The organism is Vallitalea okinawensis (genome assembly GCF_002964605.1).
Taxonomy (GTDB): Bacteria; Bacillota; Clostridia; order Lachnospirales; family PQDH01; genus Vallitalea_A; species Vallitalea_A okinawensis.
On the sequence record NZ_PQDH01000005.1, the window covers coordinates 321,168 to 337,225 of the forward strand.

Below are 16,058 nucleotides of genomic sequence, written 5' to 3' on the forward strand. Positions count from 1 at the left end.
ATAAACACGTAATCATATATACATGTTTCTATGTTAATATAAGTATATTCTAATATAATAAAATATGATACCATATAGGATAATTATTTTCAATTACTTTATAGAAATTAACAATAATTTAATTATTTTTTTAATAATACCCACATCATTATGTTAACTTTATAGACAAGTTATATACTCAAACTCTTCCTTTACTTTAAGACAAGAAAAGAAGCCATCAAAATGATGGCCTCTAATTATAATAGAACTCAGTGCTTAAGCACTTTCATTCCTAAGGACTATTAATAAAATTTCCGCTTTATGTTCTATATTTATCCCGTTTCCCCGAACTAACTCATTGGATACTCATTATTATGTATTATTCTTTCTTAATTTCCTTAATTCTATCTTTCGTGTCTTAAGACATAATAAATACCAACACATGCCTTGATTAAGAGAAAAAAATGTCGAATAAGATATCCATGTTTTTCATTATAGATGAAATATATTACGAATCCATTGACTAATCATTAACTATCTATTAAATATTGCATTCTGTATATTTAATCCTTTTATACCTTGATATTATTGTATATATTGTACAATAATATAGATATTGTGAGCCTGTTCCACCTATAGAAAAAGAACTGTATACAATCAGTTAATAGTGAATCTAAATGGCATTAGTCCAACGCTCCAATTCTATTGATTATCTCTTCAATATCATTCGATAGTGATTTCTTTAGGGCTTCTCTATCATATCCTTTTGGCTCCATATATACTCCCATTGCAGAGCATAAACGATGCATAAGAGCATACAGTAATAATCTTTTTTCATCTGGCTCTTCTCCATATGTCTTTATAAATTCTCTCCATAAATCCGGATCATATTTACCGAATGGTGGATACTTCAATGTTGCTATGTCATATGCTTTATCCCACCACATGACATCCCCTAATGACATAATCTTTCTTATCTTCCATGAGGTTGTTTTATCAAAATATATATTCCAATAAAATGGACTGACATGAATCATTACAGGCTCGTGATCTTTTAGATAGTCTAGATTCTCCTGCCACAATTTGATTACTTCAACATATTGTTTTCTAGTAATCACTCCTTCTTCTAGTGCCATTTTTCCACTTCCATTAATTATTTCAGCTTGTAACATATAATCATTAGGCGAAACAGGGTATCGAGTTTGATAGGGATCATTTTCATCCCATAAACCAGATTTTCTCCCCTTAATAGCATGTAGTCGTCTATAGAAATCACCCAGTGCTTTAAAGAGAAGTATTTTTTCTTCTTCTGTAGCAGTTTCCAGCACTTGACCCAGTCGTATACCTCCAAAGTAGCGCTGAATGGTATAGGGATAAGGTATTAGTTCACACGTGTCATCTATAGCAATGATTTCTGGTGCAGGTAGATCATACTGTTTTAACATATTTATCACATTTGATTCATGAGCAATAACAGACCATTCCTCATTCGTAATAAGTTTAAATATTATTTTGCTACGAGTATCCAGAGTAACCTCATAGTGATGACGAACCCACTGTCCTTTATCCTTAATATCAACGACTTGACCCCCTAGGTACTTTTCAACAGCGCTGATGATTCCAGAACCAATTATCCTATTTTCATTCCAAGTCTTCATGGTCTTTTCTCCCTTTTTGTTTATTATTTCATCAGTATTAAGAACATAGCCTTCACCTGCATTACAAGAAAAGTAGCTAAAGGCACGTTTCTTGTATGTGCAAGAAAGTATGGTACTTTACGAGAAAAATGCAGTACTTTCTTTCATTATAAACAAGTATTCCTGACATAAATATGTCAAGAATACTTGAAGTTATGTTATCACTATTTACTTTTAAAAAATAAAAAGTATCTCTAACATTAATCTGTCAGAAACACTTGTATCTACCTCATCACTAATTTTTGTGCTGTTCGCCTTCTGAATTTATGTAATGCTTGATCCGCATGGGCTATAATTTGATTAGTAGTATGTCCACTTCCTGGATGATAAGGTGTCAGTCCGTAGTTAAACACAATCTTATAGGGTTTATGAGAATTTTGATTAAATCTCTTCACAGCAATTAAAACTCTTATCATTATTTCTTCAGCTTCTTTATAAGATTTATTCGTTAAAGCAAGCAAAAATTCTTCTTTGCTGAATCGTACTATTTCATCTCTTCTGCTAAGTCTTTTACTCATAATATCTTCTAACTTATTGATGACAAGATTTCCTTCTTTACTTCCATGATTACTAATGATTTGATTTAAGTTATTAATCTCTACAATACAAACGTTAAAAGATTTATTTTTCCTTTTATGCCTATTTTTCAGCTTTTCTATAGTTTCTACACCTGCTTTTCTACTAAAATATTCAGTAGAACCAGTAGCTTGTGGTTTATTAAAAAAGTTTTTTATAGCTGAGCTAAATATTGAATTTGTTAGCACAAAAAATGCAAAGAGTAGAAATAATATTAAGCATAAATTATTTTCCATAGTCAATCACTTCCCTTATTACTTAATTAGTTGCAAAATAGCTGATTTCATTTTATAAAGCATCGGGGGGTTCAGGCGAAGAAGTAGCTTCGCCCTAGTCATTGACAATGCACTCCAGGGTTAATAGAGATTTCTGAATGACTAAACACTATTATAAAGAACATTTGTGATGGAACTGTGATGGAAAATATAAAAGTTAAGAGTTTCTCTGTCTTTAATCTGTTTTGCTTTTTAAGTAAACTTCTGCACTTATATTTTTACGGTTGTAATAACAATTCCATACATCTATAGATCTCGTAGACGATTTGATTCCTCCATTACTTATAGAAGATGGAGATATTCTGCTTTAAAAATAGACAATTTAACATCATAAACTTTGCATTGGAGGCTTAGGCGAAGAATCAGCTTCGCCTTAGTCATTATCAATGCACTCTAGGTTTATAGAGATTTTTGGATGACAAAAAATATTATAAAGATTACTTGTGATAGAACTGTGATGAAAATATTAAAAGTCAGTTCTTTTCTGACTTTTTACGTAAAACTATATTAATTTATTCTGATTCCCCTTATCCTTTTACAAACCCTAATTCATTACCATCTAAATCTTTAATTGTGAATTTACGTGTCCCCCATGGTGTATCAAAAATTGGTTCTACTACCTCTACTTTGTCTTTAAGACGTTCCCATACTTCATCCACATCCTTTACAGCGAAGTTAAATCTGCCATATGACTTATTGTTCTTAGCCTCCATAATTGAAAAGGTAGCCCCTTCTTCAGAACGAAAACCTACATATGTTGGATTATCAGGTGGCCAGACACCATCATTTTCAAATCCTAATACTTCTTCATACCAGGCAATTGACTTTTCTAAGTTAGATACATTCGCTCTTACATGTGTTAATCTTGTTTTCATAGTTAGACTCCTTTCATAAACCTTACGACTATATATATTGTAGACTAATATTTAAAGGGTTCATTGTAAAAACCGGACATATTCTTAATAAAAGATTGAGGCGTAGTACCACAAAATTCTTTGAAATCTCGAATAAAGTGAGATTCATCAAAAAAGCCATCTTGAAGCATATTCAAGTCACTTCTATTTCGATTACTCTTATAGACTCTAAGACTATTATTCAGTCGCGTTAATCTTGCAAACATCTTAACACTGAGACCAATTTCTCTTTCAAATAATCTTCTTAAATGCCTTTCACTGATATACTCACTTTCTGCTAACCTTTTAATGGATATATTACCTCTTGATAGCCTAATTTTATGAATAGCTGATGTAATATTCAACTGTTTCCTACTGTTATTTTCTATCCAGCTTAATAAAATACGATCAACCTCACTGACTAAATGATCGATACCATCTGCAGATTGAATAACATCGCTCAAAATCATTGCTAGCTTCCTGCTAATATCAGAAATGGTGCAATGCATATCTTTTAGTTCCTTTTGTTCAACACCAGTCAACATACTAAGTCCACCTGGTAAAAACTCGATAAAGAACATTCTCTCATCTTTTAGCAGATTATTCTTTTTGACCTTGACAGGTTTAGATGTTGGCCCCCAGCAATTCTTATATGCCCCCCAATTATCAAATCCAAAAATGAAACAGCCGCTTGCATCAGGAATAATAATCAAGTCCTCGGGTGTAGTATCAGCTACCTCAGTATATGTAGAAGTAGAGTATAGCAACGTATAGTTGGCTATATATTGTCTCAACATGGGATGAGGCATAAAATAGGTCTGATTCATCATATTTTTCGAAGTAATACCTCTATAAGTATTGATACAAAAATCATTAGTAACCACATAACCAGTCCTTTGTAGTTTTAGAAATAATTACGTTATACTCATCATACCGAATGCACGTTCTTTTGTCAATACATGTAAAGGTTATCACAATCAATATACCTTAATCTATTGCGAGAAATTCTGTATCTCGCCAAAGAGTTCTTCAATCCCCCTCTTAATTTCCTCATGGCTAAGATGAGAAATACATAGTCTGAAGCTATTCATTTGCTCCATTTTATCGATAAAGAACTCCTCTCCAGGAGATATGTATATATTTTTCTCTCTTAACTTACTACTTAGAAGACTCATTTTAATTCTCTTAGATACTTTAATCCAAACAAAAAAGCCTGTTTCAGGCACAATGCATTCTACATTACTTGTATCAATACTTCTTAAATATAGTCTTAAGATATCCATCTTTTTCTTATAGTCTTTTTGAGCTTTTTGAATATGTCGTTTATACATACCGCTTTTAATGAAGATTTCTAATGCTCCTTGAGCTAAAACTGATGTACTTAAATCTTCGCATTTTTTATAGGCTAAAAAGGTGCCTTTCATTTTTTCTTGCAGTATGACTGCTCCAATACGTATACCAGGCATAAAAGCTTTAGAAAAGCTTTTTACATAGATAACCCGATTATATAAATCATGATAATATAGGGGCATGTTCTTTTTATTGGTATCCAAATCAACTAAATAATCATCTTCCACAATGTACACATCATACTTATTGGCTAATTCTATTATTCTTTTTTTATCTTTTTCAGTATAGCTGCTTCCAAGAGGATTATGTAACCTAGGGATAGTATAAAAAAATTTAACATCGTCTTCTTTAAAAACTCTCTCCAGCTCATTTAGATCTAATCCATTATGATCTCTATTGATTCCTAAAAGTTTATAACCATTTAACTCAGCCATTCTATGAATGAGTCTATATGTCGGTTGCTCAACAGCAATTAGCCTCCTGTCGTTAGGAAAAGGCATTTTTGTTAATATGCTAAGAGCTTGTTGTGCACCAGAGGTAATCATGATATTGTCTTCTAATGCAAAAATTTGGTACTCACTAAAATGCTTTACTAGTACTTTTCTTAATGATGGAAGCCCTGCAGCATCACTGTATGAAAATAAATCACTCTTATAAACCTCTACGGCTCGGTTTATACAATGATTAAATTCTTTATAAGGTAATAGTCTATGATCTGGTAACACCTGCGAAAAATCAATAGGACCATGATGATGATTGTTCAAAGGATGCTGTTCCACAAGATAATACCCACTCTTAGGAATAGCATAGATTTTATGATTCATTTCAAGCTCTTTATAAGCTCTTATGACCGTGGACTTATTACAGCTGAACTGCTTTGACATGGTTCTTATTGCTGGCAACCGTTGCCCTTGTGTGAGTTCATTTGATGCAACTTTATCTTGTATATGTTCCATGATTAGCTCATACTTCTTTTTCACGGTATCACTCCCATATAATTCTATCGACTTAATAATCTGTACCGGTACAGAGTGGTTTTTTTCAAGTTGTACCCTATTTTTAAAACTGCTATAATTTGATTATAATGGAAAATCAGAAATGAAGCAAAGGAGTTACCTAAATGAATAAACAACGACAAAAAGCTATATTGTACCTCATCATCGCATCTCTTTTATGGAGTATAGGTGGATTATTTATTAAAATCATTGACTGGAACCCTATGGCTATTGCTGGAGCAAGAAGTGGTATTGCATCAATCGTTATGCTAGTATTCTTAAAAAAGCCTTTATGGCATATAAAGCTAGGAAAGACAAAATTCTTAGGAGCTCTCACTTATACATCACTCTTAATATTTTTTGTTACGGCCAATAAGTTCACAACTGCAGCCAATGCCATCTTACTACAGTTTACTTCACCAGTATGGGTAGCTTTGTTTTCTTCATGGTTCTTAAAAGAAAAAGTAAAAAGCTATGACTGGCTAGCAATCATAGCATTTATATCAGGAATGGTTTTATTTTTTATTGGTGATCTGAATAGTGGCAATCTATTTGGCAATCTCATTGGTCTATTAAGTGGTGTATCAATGGCTGGTGTGGTAATCTTCTTAAAGCTACAAAATGAAGGTTCACCAGTAGAAATGACTTTGGTTGGCAATATCATGATGTTGATTATTGGTCTACCCTTTTTCTTCATTTCTACCCCAAGCTTCGAAAGCATCCTAGCTCTTCTCATTTTGGGAATCTTTCAATTGGGCATTTCATATATATTTTATACTCTCTCCATTAAATATGTCTCACCCGTTGAAGCCATTTTGATTCCTGTTCTTGAACCCTTACTTAATCCTATCTGGGTATTTCTAGCTACAGGAGAATCACCTGGTATATACGCTTTCATAGGAGGTTTTATTGTTATTTTGACAGTCATAATAAGAGGTATTTATCAACAAAGAAAAGAGACTAGTACTTATTAAATCGATAACCAAAACCCCAAATAGTTTCAATAATTTTAGGATTGGCTGGATCTTTCTCAATCTTTTTTCTTACTTTTTGAACGTGAACAGCAACCGTTGCTATATCACCAAAATCATCTTCACCCCATATTCTATCGAATAAAATCGCTTTACTATGAACAATATCAGGGTTGGATGAAAAGAACAATAACAAATCAAACTCAGTTGTAGTGAATGATTTTTCTACACCATTTACCCACACCTTTCTAGAATCTTTATTAATCGTAATCCCATTAATCTCGATAAGTGAAGATTCTTTACTCTTGCCAAGCAAGCGTTCATATCTGGCTAACTGGTTTTTAACACGAGCTATTAACTCGCTAGGACTAAAGGGCTTTGTCATATAATCATCTGCACCTAATCCTAAACCTCTCACTTTATCAATATCTTCCGTTCGAGCTGATACAATAATAATTGGAATCTCAAGTTTGTCACGGATCTTTTTGCATATATCAAACCCATCTATTCCCGGTAACATAAGGTCAACAATCACTAAATCATAGTTACCTGATAATGCTTCTTTTAATCCTGCTATGCCTTCTCCAATTATTTTGGTTTTAAAATCATTAATTTCTAAGTAATCTTTTTCAAGTCCTGCAATATTCTTATCATCTTCTATTATGAGTACTCTAGCCATCATCAAATCCTCCACTTATCCATTCATTAGTGTAAATCCTATAGTCGTTCCTTCGCCTATTTCACTTTCTGCCCATATCTGACCACCATGAGCTTCTATAAGCTGTTTAGCTATAGACAGTCCTAAACCTGTACCACCAACGTCTTTGTTTCTTGAAGCATCCGCCCGATAGAAAACTTGAAAGATATTCTCTAACTGGGTTGCTTCTATTCCTGGTCCATTATCCCTAACTTCAATCTTAATTCCTTTTCCTTCACCTTCTAACTCACTTAAATGTATATGGATTTCTGGGGTGTCTTTATCACAGTATTTTAGAGCATTGTTTAATATATTTGAGATTACTCTATAAATCATTTTTCCATCTAGATCAAGAGTCATTGTATCATCAACAACACATTGAAAATCTATTGTCGCTCCCTTTTCTTCTATCTGAAGTTTCTTTTCTATAAAGATATCTGTAAAATAATCCAAAACATTGATTGTATTGAATTGATATTCCATTTGATTGATATCTAGTTTTGAGAATAAGAATAAGTCATCAATCAATCTGTTCGTATAGCTAGCATTAAAGTAAATAATATCCATATATTGCTTCATCTTATCTGGGGTGTCAGCTATACCTTCATTAATACCTTCAACGTAACCTAAAATGGATGTTATGGGTGTCTTAAGATCATGGGATATACCAGCAATGAGTTCTTTTCTATTTATTTCATACCGCTCCTCTATCTCTCTAGCTGCCTTTAATTCTAAGCTCATCTTATTAAATGATTCGATGAGCCCACCAATCATGTTATGAGGATAATCATCGATAGTAAAACCATAATTTCCTCTAGAAATCTGGTCCACACCTACTTTCAAGGTTTCTATAGGGTCCATAATTTTTTTTCTCATTCTTATGGAAAAGATTAAACCACTAATCTCTCTTATGCCGACCATTGTAAAGATAAATATTAAGATAAATATGGGTAGATTCAATTGTGATAATTTATATAACAGATAAAAAATCCCAATATTGATCAAAATGAAAATTAATGGTATCAACTTTAAGGCTTTTTGATATCTCTTGAAATTTTTATAGTGAGCATCCGTATGTTGATTCATAAAATGCCTACCATGCTTATGATGTGTGTGTTTAAATGCTTCCCACTTATTTTTGTTCATAACATCCTCCAAAAGCCCCACTACCAAGTGGGGCTAGTAAAATTATATGTTTATACTACTCTTTTGGGCTTTTATTATTATATTCTTTCCATTTTCGTCTACTAAATTGATCGTTGAAATAGCTTTTTCAATTTGGTTTTTATCATTAATCTCAAGCTTAATATTTAAGTTTTCTGGTTGAAGTGTTTCAAGAGTTAATCCGGCTTTTTCTACAGATGAATGAATCTCTTTCATCACCTCATATCTTTTCTTGAATTGCTCATTTTTGAATGTATGACATGGTTCAAAATCTAGATCATTCTCTTTGACTTTTTCCATGCATTTTTTCTTAAACTGCATATGCTTCTTTTTATGGTCCATAATCACCTTAAATTCCTCAGGCAAATCACTTTCTTGTATATCTAATGATAACACTTTTTTGTCATCATTTTCAATTAAAGTTGTTTGATCTAGCAATTTAATCATGAACATTGCACGATCTAATTTACTCATATGCATGGATTTCATCATTTCCATATGCGCAGTTTTCATTTCATTTACTTCTTCCTTACTAAAACCAAGTTCTTCAAGCTTTTCTTCATGCTTTCTTATACTTTCTTTTAATTCTTCTGGTATATCATCCATTTGTTTCATGTTAAACTGCTGATGATGAAAATGTCTTGGTCCGTGTCCCATATCCATTTTCATATGACTTCTAAATCCACCTTTACTTTCATCATCGAAATCCATATCAAATTCAAAATCATTACTTAGCTTTACAATATTTTCTCCGTCGCTGGATACTTCTAAATCAAAAGTTCCTTTTCTTACTTCAGCTTTCTTCATTTCCTTCATTACATTATAAATGGTTAATAATTTACTCATATTCATTTCTCCTTTTAATTTCAATTTTATTATGAATTAGTTTTTCTTTTAACTATCAACTGATAAATCAAGTATAAAGAACAATATTAAAAGTAAAATAAAAAAAGTTTAAAAATTTCATAAAATAAGAAATAAAAAACTATAAAAAATCTCCAATATATATAGACAACTTTCCTCCAAAAAAGATAGTGCTCATAAGAACTTTATAGGCACTATAATTTCACTCGAAAAGCAATAGGTTTGTTTGTTCATAAAATTACATGGAATGGGTTGTTAGTTACATGGCTTTATACTATACACAGTGCTATAGTGATAATAACTTCATTAAATATCTTTTAATCGTTAGGAGTGTTCATATGTCCAATATAAAAGTGCGCTTACCCTTTCGCCAAGTACATCTCGATTATCATACCAGTGAACTTATGGAAAATGTAGCAGCTAATTTTAATAAAGGTGAATTTGTCAACACCCTCAAAAAGGCTCATGTCAATTCTGTGACTTGTTTTGCAAGATGCCATCATGGGTTTCTTTATTATCCATCAAAAGCTTTTCCTGAACGCATTCATCCCAGTTTAACCAACAAAAATCTTTTACTTGAGCAAGTAGAAGCATGTCAAGAGGAGAACATACGAGTACCCGTCTATGTCACAGTTCAATGGGATCACTATACTGCAATGCGCCACCCTGAATGGTTATGCAGAGACGCTGAAGGTCAATTATTAGATCAACTGTTTAGCCCTGGATTCTATCGTTATTTATGTACTAATACCTCTTATCGGGATTTCTTGAAAGCTCATGTTAAAGAACTCTGTGAAATGATACCAACTCTTGATGGTTTCTTCTTTGATATTATTTGGTTACTCCCATGCGCTTGCCCTTCTTGTCGTGCAAAGATGGAAAAGGAAGGTTTGGATTGGAGAAAACCTGAAGACCGTATAGCCTTTGCTAAGCTGTCTATACAAGATTTTACTCGAGATATGAGTAATTTCGTCCACCAACTCATACCGGATTGTTCAATCTATTATAACAGCGGTCATATTCAACCTGACCATAAGAGTCATTTAAAAGACTTTACTCATCTAGAATTCGATGCATTACCATCGGGTCATGGCAGTTACAATAACTTTCCAATCATAACGAGGACTAATCGCACTTATGGGTATGATTATGCAGGTCATACAGGTAAGTTCCATACTGGATGGGGAGATATGCATTCTTATAAAAATCAGGCAGCTCTAGAGTATGAATGCTTTATGCTCATGGCACTTGGCGGCAAATGCATAATTGGCGACCAACTTCATCCCCTAGGTCATCTTGACGAAACTGCCTATGATATTATTAGCGCTGTTTATTGCCAGGTTGAAGAAAAAGAACCTTGGTGTGACGATATCCAACCCGTTATTGAATTAGCTGTATTTTATACTGATGAGGAAAAAGCATTGACTGGAGCCCATAAGCTCCTTAAAGAATCCTGTTATCAATACGATATTATCAGTAGTGATTCAGACTTTACGAGGTATAAAGTTATTATACTTCCTGATCGCATCCCTATAACAAATGATCTTGTAAATAAACTAAAAGACTACATGCATAAGGGTGGCAAAGTTCTCGCTACTTTCCTTTCTGGTGCTGATGAAAAAGCCAATGACTTCATGCTACCATTAGGTGCAACAATGAACGAGGATCAAGAACTGGACGTCGAAGGTAAACCAGTGAGAGGTCTTCTACATTTTAGAAAGGACTATGCTGATTACATAATCCCCCAAGGTCCTCTAGGTAAAGACTTACCAGAAACAGAACATGTCATGTACGCTCAAGCTAATAAGGTTTCGGTTGGTGACAAGGGAAATATCTTACTTCATGTGACTGAACCACCTTTCTATCGCAATGCAGCCCACTTTTGTTCTCATGTTCAAACCCCATCCTATGGTAATATCGGTACACCTGCTGCCATAGAAACATCTAATACACTTTATTTAGCTCATAATGTTTTTGAAATATATGATGAGTATGGGGCTAGTTGGTGCAAAAAATACGTTCAGAATGCTATTGACTATTTATTAGGTGATCGTATTCTGACTCACACTGGTCCATCAACTCTTGAAGCCATTGTTAATGATCAACCAAATGCTAAACGCTATATTATTCATCTCCTCCACTATGTACCAATAAAAAGAGCCAAACTTCTAGAAATAATCGAAGATATCTATCCTTTATATGATATAGAAATTTCTTTGAAGCTTGATCACCCTATTAAAGAAATACGACTACAACCTGAAAATCTATCTGTAGCTTTTGAGCTAAGTGATAAAAGACTTCATTTTCATGTAGATCGTTTTGAAGGGCATCAATTAATCGAATTAAAATATTAATAAGTAAAGTTCTTTTCTATGCTATAATAGAACACAAACAGCATGGAAAGGAGCTTTTTTATGGAACTTATAAAATACCCACTTTTTCATTCATTATTCAATAACCTTAAATTAAGTCTTTATCTTAATGGTCATCTTAATGCTGATTCTAAGTGGCAATATTATTACCTCGATCCAGCCCATAGACTTTATTACATCACTAAAGGTTCTGCATATTTCTATAAAGAATCTCCTAATGAGAAATACTTATTAAAAAAAGGTCATATATACCTTTTACCAAGGCGACAATTATATGGTCTTGGTTGCGATCATTATATGGAGAAATTCTTTTTTCACTTCGACTTGCAATTAGTACCCGGTCTCGATGTTTTTGACTGTTTCAATGATTATATCTCCATGCCTTTTTATAGCCAAGATCTCTACAACCTTACTGATCTGGCTAGTCAACAAGATCTAAAATCAACACTGTTATGTAAATCCATACTTTGGGAAACTTTAGCTTATTTTTTAGAGCCTCATACAGACTATCTACTTAAGCACGCTAAAAAGATAAAAAAATATGAATCCCTTTGTAGCTATCTAGACTCCAACTGCCATTTCGGTATTACCGTTAAGGATTTAGCTAATACAATGAATATCTCCCCTTCCTATTTATCAAGAGTTTTTAAGAAAGATATGGGGATTACTATTAAGGAGTTTGTCAACGCCCATCTATTGGATCAAGCAAAAAAAGAACTCATCTTCACAGATAAGTCCATTCGTCAAGTAGCTGCTGACCTCCGCTTTAATGATGAATTCTATTTCTCTAACTACTTTAAAAGACATACTAATTGTTCTCCTAAATATTATCAGCATATTAATAGCGTTTATGGTAAGTGACTAGGTTATATCAATTAGAATAGTACATAAAAAGAAGCATGAAATCATGCTCCTTAACGATCCTTCATATTATATTGTCAGCTTGGAACTATAGAACTCACATTCTACAGTTTTTCTAGGTTAGACACGTTACTAGCTCCACAACCCGGACATTGAATGGTTTTTATCTCTTTTATTGGTTCTTCATCTTCTTCAAAAAGAGCACCTATCTCCTCATCTACCTGTTGGTCTATCTTATCCATTTATAGTTGCTGTTAGGAATTAATTTTATTTTTTCATTTATATTATCATTATACATTTTATCGTATGAAATGATACCTTTCAAATCTTTATATCTTTCTACTTATATATGATAATTCACAACTTAGCAAATTAGGAAAAGCGAAATTAAATATAATATGATACTATATACTTACCGTACGGACAGTTAAATTTAGGAGGTAGCCGATGGACTACATGAATTTGATACAAATGACTTTAGATTATATAGAGGATCACATTACTGAGAAGATAACGGTCAATCAATTAGCTGACATAGCAGGCTTTTCAACCTATCATTACTATAGAGTATTTAATAGCTTTGTTGGTATGCCTGTAATGGAATATGTTACAAGGCGCAAGCTCCAATACACCCTTCATGAGCTCAGTAATAATAGCAAGGTGAGTGATATTGCATTTAACTATGGTTTTGACACTCATGCTGGTTTTACTAAGGCATTTAAAAAGTGCTTTGGCTATGCTCCAACATTTTATCGATTACATGCACCCATCGGACTTCCACAAAAAGTTAATTTAAGAAAATTAAAAGAAAATAAAACTGGAGGTATTATCTTGCAACCTAAAATAATACAAAGAGATGCTTTTAAGATTGTTGGTTATAAATTCAAAACCACCTTAAGAAATAATGCTCATTCAAGAGACATCCCAGCTTTCTGGGATCAATGCAACATTGAGGGTAAAGAAAGTAATCTTTATCATACTCAAAATCCTCCTCGTCATGGTGAATATGGTATTTGCGTCAATACAAACATGGAAACCGATGACTTTTCATATGTCCTTGGTGTAGAAGTTACTAGTTTTGATAAGGTCATAGAAGAAATGTTCCAACTGGAAGTTCCAGAAGCAACCTATGCAGTGTTTACTACTCCACTAGTTCATGAAGACGACTTTGTCAGCTCCATACAAGGAACTTGGAAGTATATCTTAGAAGAATGGTTCCCTTCTTCTGGTTATGAAATTGATGATACTAAACTGGATTTTGAATTTTACGATGAGCGGTGTCACCCTTGGGAACACGATAAATTATCCATGGATATTTATATACCTATAACTAAAAGATAAATTGGAGGAAGTCTATGTATAGTTTTTATAGTCAACTCTCTACTGAAGTATATGATTTGGATAAACCTATTGGTAAATCTTTTGGGGATATCGAGTTTTATGCTACTCGCCTGGCTAACTGTGACGGACCGATTCTCGAACCAGCTGTTGGAACTGGTCGTATCCTCATACCATTACTTAATAAAGGATTTAACTTAGAAGGCATGGATTGTTCATCAGATATGTTATCCCTATGTCGTTCTCATTGTGAAGAAAGAGGGCTAACCCCGCAATTATATGAGGCTAATATGCAATCTTTTTCATTACCCAATACATATGAAGCTATCATCATTCCTACCGGTTCATTTTTATTAATTCAAGAACGAAATGAATCAATAAACGCATTAAAATGCTTCTACAATCACCTTGTACCAGGTGGACGTATAATACTTGACATCTTCTTGCAAACAGACTTTCACTTAGGTATAGTTTCTACAAGGAACTGGACCACTCCAACCGGTGACCTCATTACACTTGATGAAAAACTCATTGAAGTTAATTATATTGAACAATATACTGTCTCACATATGCGTTATGAAAAATGGCGTGATAAAAAGCTTATTGAAAGTGAATTAGAATATTTTCCTCTTCGCTGGTATGGTGTAGAAGAATTCAAAACTATTTTAGAGAACGTAGGATTTAAGGATATCGTTGTCTCTTCGGATTATAATTATGGCCAATATCCCACAACCCCTTCACAGACCATTACATTTGAAGCATATCGCTAAAGACTTAAAACTCCTCAGTTATTGAGGAGTTTTTATTGTATCATTACTATTTCAATTATTGTTGATTCACTAATGTTTCATCGCTTATATTGTCAGTTGCTTCTTGTGTCGTTCCTTCTTCTGTTGTCTCTTCTTCTGTTGTCTCTTCTTCTGTTGTCTCTTCCTCTGTTGTCTCTTCCTCTGTTGTTCCTTCTTCTGTTGTTCCTTCTTCTGTTGTTCCCTCTTCTGTTGTCTCTTCTTCTGTTACCTCTTCTTCTGTTGTCTCTTCTTCTGTTGCCTCTTCTTCTGTTGCCTCTTCTTCTGTTGCCTCTTCTTCTGTTGTCTCTTCTTCTGTTGTCTCTTCTTCTGTTGTCTCTTCTTCTGTTGTCTCTTCTTCTGTTGCCTCTTCTTCTGTTGCCTCTTCTTCTGTTGCCTCTTCTTCTGTTGTCTCTTCTTCATCGATCTCTATAGTTTCACTATCATCATCCCATGACACTTTTAATCCAAGTGTTTCAGCAATAAATCTTAATGGAACATAAGTCCTTGAGTTCATGACTTCTGTCTTAGCATCTAAAACTACTTCTTCTCCATTAACGTAAACAACATCACTATCTAACTCCATGATAATTGTAACATCATCTTTCACAATAGTAACTTCTTTAGTTTCAGCATTCCAATCAACTTCTGCACCAAATCCATTAACGATAGCACGAACTGGAACTAAAGTTCTTCCTTCTTTAATCACTGGAGGTGTATCAAACTTAATCTTACCATTACCAATTACTACACTATCGACTTCTAATACTTTTGCCTCCTTATACTTATCCTTGATTTTTTTAACTGATTCGTCAATATCCTCAAGCTCTTCATATGTATATTGTTTTTTTAACTCTTCTTTTTTAGCAGCAATATATTCTTTTTTATTTTGCTTTTTACTATTCTTCTCAACTTCTTCTGTCTTAATTGTTTCATCTATTGTATCTTCTTGATTCTCTTCTACCTGGATTCCTTGTTCTTCTTCAAGCTGTTGCTCTTTTTTATTATTGTTATCTTCTTTCTTTTTATCTGTTTGAGTTACTTTAACATCTTCTTTACTATTCCCTTTACCTTTTCCGTTATTAGCTGATATGTTCATTGTGAATAATGATAGGGCAAGAGTACAAATTACTACATAAGAAATTATTCTTTTCATGATAATACCTCCTAAATATACTTTAAAATTTATCTTCTAACATAATATTCGAAAAAAAGCATATAAAAGAGGTACCAAAATCTGA

At 33.2% G+C, this 16,058-nt stretch carries 15 protein-coding genes; 5 read left to right on the forward strand and 10 right to left on the reverse strand.

Annotation, left to right across the window (positions count from 1 at the left end):
* Nucleotides 1–662: 662 nt before the first annotated feature.
* The 5 genes from C1Y58_RS15860 to C1Y58_RS15880 form a co-directional block, all read right to left on the reverse strand.
* Nucleotides 663–1,637, reverse strand: a complete 975-nt coding sequence (locus C1Y58_RS15860; RefSeq protein ID WP_105617062.1) for an aminoglycoside phosphotransferase family protein — start codon at nucleotides 1,635–1,637, stop codon at nucleotides 663–665.
* Nucleotides 1,638–1,900: 263 nt separating this feature from the next.
* The gene (locus C1Y58_RS15865) at nucleotides 1,901–2,488 is read right to left on the reverse strand and encodes a diguanylate cyclase domain-containing protein (RefSeq protein ID WP_105617063.1); all 588 of its coding nucleotides are present in this window, start codon (nucleotides 2,486–2,488) and stop codon (nucleotides 1,901–1,903) included.
* Nucleotides 2,489–3,054: 566 nt separating this feature from the next.
* Entirely contained in the window at nucleotides 3,055–3,402 is a 348-nt protein-coding gene (locus C1Y58_RS15870; RefSeq protein WP_105617064.1) for a VOC family protein, read from the reverse strand.
* Between the two features lie 44 nt (nucleotides 3,403–3,446).
* Nucleotides 3,447–4,304, reverse strand: coding sequence for a helix-turn-helix transcriptional regulator (locus tag C1Y58_RS15875; RefSeq protein ID WP_105617065.1), 858 nt, complete (start codon nucleotides 4,302–4,304; stop codon nucleotides 3,447–3,449).
* 108 nt (nucleotides 4,305–4,412) lie between these two features.
* Complete coding sequence (locus C1Y58_RS15880; protein WP_105617066.1) at nucleotides 4,413–5,750, reverse strand: aminotransferase-like domain-containing protein; 1,338 nt, start codon at nucleotides 5,748–5,750, stop codon at nucleotides 4,413–4,415.
* Between the two features lie 140 nt (nucleotides 5,751–5,890).
* Here C1Y58_RS15880 and C1Y58_RS15885 point away from each other — a divergent pair, with 140 nt between their 5' ends.
* Complete coding sequence (locus C1Y58_RS15885; RefSeq protein WP_105617067.1) at nucleotides 5,891–6,739, forward strand: DMT family transporter; 849 nt, start codon at nucleotides 5,891–5,893, stop codon at nucleotides 6,737–6,739.
* On the opposite strand, the gene C1Y58_RS15890 is transcribed toward C1Y58_RS15885, so the two are convergent.
* From C1Y58_RS15890 to C1Y58_RS15900, 3 genes are read right to left on the reverse strand one after another with little or no spacing between them, the layout of a single operon-like run.
* Complete coding sequence (locus C1Y58_RS15890) at nucleotides 6,726–7,415, reverse strand: response regulator transcription factor (RefSeq protein ID WP_105617068.1); 690 nt, start codon at nucleotides 7,413–7,415, stop codon at nucleotides 6,726–6,728. The two genes, C1Y58_RS15885 and C1Y58_RS15890, sit on opposite strands and share 14 nt — an antisense overlap.
* A 15-nt stretch (nucleotides 7,416–7,430) precedes the next feature.
* Nucleotides 7,431–8,579, reverse strand: coding sequence for a sensor histidine kinase (locus C1Y58_RS15895; RefSeq protein WP_105617069.1), 1,149 nt, complete (start codon nucleotides 8,577–8,579; stop codon nucleotides 7,431–7,433).
* A gap of 42 nt (nucleotides 8,580–8,621) precedes the next feature.
* Nucleotides 8,622–9,443, reverse strand: a complete 822-nt coding sequence (locus C1Y58_RS15900) for a hypothetical protein (protein ID WP_105617070.1) — start codon at nucleotides 9,441–9,443, stop codon at nucleotides 8,622–8,624.
* 356 nt (nucleotides 9,444–9,799) lie between these two features.
* Between C1Y58_RS15900 and C1Y58_RS15905 the strand changes: the two genes are divergently transcribed.
* A complete protein-coding gene (locus C1Y58_RS15905; RefSeq protein ID WP_170311616.1) occupies nucleotides 9,800–11,815 on the forward strand; it encodes a beta-galactosidase trimerization domain-containing protein in 2,016 nt (671 codons plus the stop codon).
* A 60-nt stretch (nucleotides 11,816–11,875) separates the two neighbouring features.
* Nucleotides 11,876–12,694, forward strand: a complete 819-nt coding sequence (locus tag C1Y58_RS15910) for a helix-turn-helix transcriptional regulator (protein WP_157950142.1) — start codon at nucleotides 11,876–11,878, stop codon at nucleotides 12,692–12,694.
* A gap of 104 nt (nucleotides 12,695–12,798) precedes the next feature.
* On the opposite strand, the gene C1Y58_RS26495 is transcribed toward C1Y58_RS15910, so the two are convergent.
* Nucleotides 12,799–12,936 carry a hypothetical protein gene (locus tag C1Y58_RS26495; RefSeq protein WP_157950143.1) on the reverse strand — a complete coding sequence of 46 codons (138 nt, stop codon included), beginning with the start codon at nucleotides 12,934–12,936 and terminating at the stop codon, nucleotides 12,799–12,801.
* A gap of 205 nt (nucleotides 12,937–13,141) precedes the next feature.
* Between C1Y58_RS26495 and C1Y58_RS15915 the strand changes: the two genes are divergently transcribed.
* Complete coding sequence (locus tag C1Y58_RS15915; RefSeq protein WP_105617073.1) at nucleotides 13,142–14,035, forward strand: AraC family transcriptional regulator; 894 nt, start codon at nucleotides 13,142–13,144, stop codon at nucleotides 14,033–14,035.
* 14 nt (nucleotides 14,036–14,049) lie between these two features.
* On the forward strand, nucleotides 14,050–14,802 hold the full coding sequence (locus C1Y58_RS15920) for a methyltransferase domain-containing protein (protein ID WP_105617074.1): 753 nt from the start codon (nucleotides 14,050–14,052) through the stop codon (nucleotides 14,800–14,802).
* Between the two features lie 55 nt (nucleotides 14,803–14,857).
* On the opposite strand, the gene C1Y58_RS15925 is transcribed toward C1Y58_RS15920, so the two are convergent.
* Entirely contained in the window at nucleotides 14,858–15,973 is a 1,116-nt protein-coding gene (locus C1Y58_RS15925) for a copper amine oxidase N-terminal domain-containing protein (RefSeq protein WP_105617075.1), read from the reverse strand.
* Between the last annotated feature and the right edge of the window lie 85 nt (nucleotides 15,974–16,058).